The sequence below is a fragment of the Streptosporangium sp. NPDC002607 genome (assembly GCF_053592655.1).
In genome coordinates this window covers 1-2,383 of sequence record NZ_JBSFWD010000152.1, presented here as the reverse complement: position 1 = coordinate 2,383, position 2,383 = coordinate 1, and the positions used below count along the sequence as shown (strand labels likewise).

The 2,383-nt window shown below is 71.7% G+C and carries 3 protein-coding genes; 1 reads left to right on the top strand and 2 read right to left on the bottom strand.

Annotation, left to right across the window (positions count from 1 at the left end):
• The first annotated feature begins 189 nt into the window (after positions 1-189).
• Entirely contained in the window at positions 190-912 is a 723-nt protein-coding gene (locus tag ACWD3H_RS47570) for a GntR family transcriptional regulator (protein WP_451959790.1), read from the top strand.
• A 48-nt stretch (positions 913-960) separates the two neighbouring features.
• On the opposite strand, the gene ACWD3H_RS47565 is transcribed toward ACWD3H_RS47570, so the two are convergent.
• Positions 961-1,776 (bottom strand): ABC transporter ATP-binding protein, encoded by an 816-nt coding sequence (locus ACWD3H_RS47565; protein ID WP_355555555.1) that lies wholly within the window; start codon positions 1,774-1,776, stop codon positions 961-963.
• Between the two features lie 83 nt (positions 1,777-1,859).
• A partial coding sequence (locus ACWD3H_RS47560; RefSeq protein ID WP_451959789.1) for a hypothetical protein occupies positions 1,860-2,383 on the bottom strand: 524 nt, incomplete at its 5' end.

The following is a 2,383-nucleotide window of genomic DNA, read 5'->3' as shown; positions in this document are numbered from 1 at the left end:
GGAGAACCCGGCGGAGAACTTCACCAACATCGTCGGCTGGCTCGTCAAGCACGGCTACGGCGACGACGACATCAGCAAGGTCATCGGCGGGAACACACTCCGCGTGCTCGATCATGTCTGGTAGGACTTCGCCCCCCGGCGTCCTCGGACGCGGGGGGCACTCGGGCAGCGTGACGAAGGGAACCCACGATGGGCCGACGTGATACCGCGGCGCAGGCGGCGCTGCACGGCCTGCGAGCGTTGCTCCAGGAGAAGTTCCAGCCAGGAGACCGGCTGCCGACCGAGCAGGACCTCTGCGAGATGCTGGACGTGAGCCGCGGCACCGTCCGCGAGGCGCTGGGCGTCCTGGCCATCGAGGGCGCGGTGATCCGGCGCTGGGGAATCGGCACGTTCGTCGCCGGCACCCGCGACCTGGCGCCGCTGAGCATGTCGAAGATCCTCGCCTACCGTGACCGTATCCAGATGGCGGGGCACACGGCCGAGCTGGTCACGTCGTCGTGCGACACCGTGCCGAGCTCGCCCGCGGCGGCCGAGGCACTGGGCCTGCCGGCACGGTCGCCCGTGTGGCAGGTGACACGGATCTTCAGCGTCGACGACGTGCGGGCCGCCTACATGCGGGACTACGTGCCGCTGAAGATCGGCACGGATGAGATCGACCCGAGCCCGATGCTCGGCATCGACACCGACCTGTTCACCTTCCTCGACCGGGGCGCCCTGCGCCCGGCCGCCCAGGTGATCACCGACCTCGAAGCCGTGCTCGCCTCCGATCAGGGGGCCGAGGCGTTGCGCGTCCCCTTGGGCTACCCCCTGGCCCGGACGCTGCAGACCGTTTTCGGACACGGCGATGTGCCGCTCGCCTACGGCGTCACCCTGCACCGCACCGACGTCGTGCGAATCCGCATCACCCGCTGATCCGGCCGTTTCGGGAGGGAGCCGCCCCGCTTCGACGTGCGCGGGCTCTCAGTCGCGTACCGCGCGGGCGTACCAGCGGCCGTCGAGGTGGTCGACGCGCAGCGGCCGCCCGAAGCACTCCGAGAGGTTCTCCGCGGTCAGGATCTCCGCCACCGGACCACCCGCCTGGATCCGGGCGTCACGCATCAGCAGGGCGTGGGTCGTGGTGGCCGGGACCTCCTCCAGGTGATGGGTGACGGTGACCGTGGTCAGCACCGGACGGGTCGCCGCCAGGTCCTCCACGGCGGTGATCAGGTCCTCGCGGGCGGGCAGGTCGAGTCCGGCGAACGGCTCGTCCAGCAGCAGGATCACCGGGTCGGCCATCAGGGCCCTGGCGACACGGACACGAGCCCGCTCACCCTGGGAGCAGACGCGAAAGAGCCGGTCGGCGAGGTCCTTGCAGCCCATGTCCGCCAGCAGCTGATGGGCGCGCTCGTGCTCGGCGGGTCCGTAGCGGTCCCAGAGCGGGACGCTGGACCCGGTGTAGCCGGTCAGGACCACGGTGTGCGCGGTGGCCCCCTCCTCCTCCAGCAGTTCCTCGTCGACGAGCCGCTGGCTGGCCGCGACGAGGCCGATGTGGCGGCGCAACTCCCGCAGGTCGACCCGGCCCAGCCGCTGGCCGAGCACGGTGACGGCCCCCTCGGTGGGATGCCGGACGGCGGCGGCCAGTGACAGCAGCGTGGTCTTGCCGGCCCCGTTGGGGCCCAGCACCACCCAGTGCTCCCCGTACCCGACCCGCCAGCCGATGCCGTCCAGCAGGGTCCGGCCGACCACCCGGACCCCGACGCCGCTCAGCTCCACCGCACCGGGCACAGGCTCGCCCATCGATCTCCCCCTCCGCCTCGATTCGCGGCGCTCACTTTAACCGATCCAGCGATATTTCCCGATAAATCGCCTGAACGGGCCACTCAGCCCATCTGTACGGAAGGAGTGGGAACGGGGGTGATGGTCGTCCCCGAGGGGGCGGGAGCGGTGGGCGTCGGAGACGGGCTCTCCCCGTCACCGGTCTGCGGGATCTGGGTGAAGGAGGGCTTGGGATTGCTCGAGGCCGTCGGGCAATCCCTGTTCCTCCCCCTGCCCTTCGCGGTCGCGTCCGCGCAGTCCTGCCGGTCGTCACCGTCGTCGGGCGAGCCGCCCGAGCCGCGCGGACGCTCCGGCGCCGGCTCCTCGCGGCCGTCACGGCCGTCGTGCCCGTCGTAGCCGGTGACGGGCAGCGAGACGGTCCTGGTGGTGGTGATCTGGACCGTGGAGGGAGTGGCCGGAAGGACCGTCCGCGGCTTGCCCGCATGCGGCCGGGTGCCGCCGCGAAAGACCGAGCCGGAAGGCGTACCGTCGGCGGGCACCGAATACGCCCGCAACCCCAACGTGGTCGCCGCCGACGCCCTGGCCTGGGCCCTGCACCGCGACGGCCGTGACCGGGAGGCCCTGCCGT

Coding starts and splice junctions, on each gene's coding strand:
- ACWD3H_RS47565 (WP_355555555.1), bottom strand. CDS start 1,776: ATGGGCGAGCCTGTGCCCGGTGCGGTGGAGCTGAGCGGCGTCGGGGTC.
- ACWD3H_RS47570 (WP_451959790.1), top strand. CDS start 190: ATGGGCCGACGTGATACCGCGGCGCAGGCGGCGCTGCACGGCCTGCGA.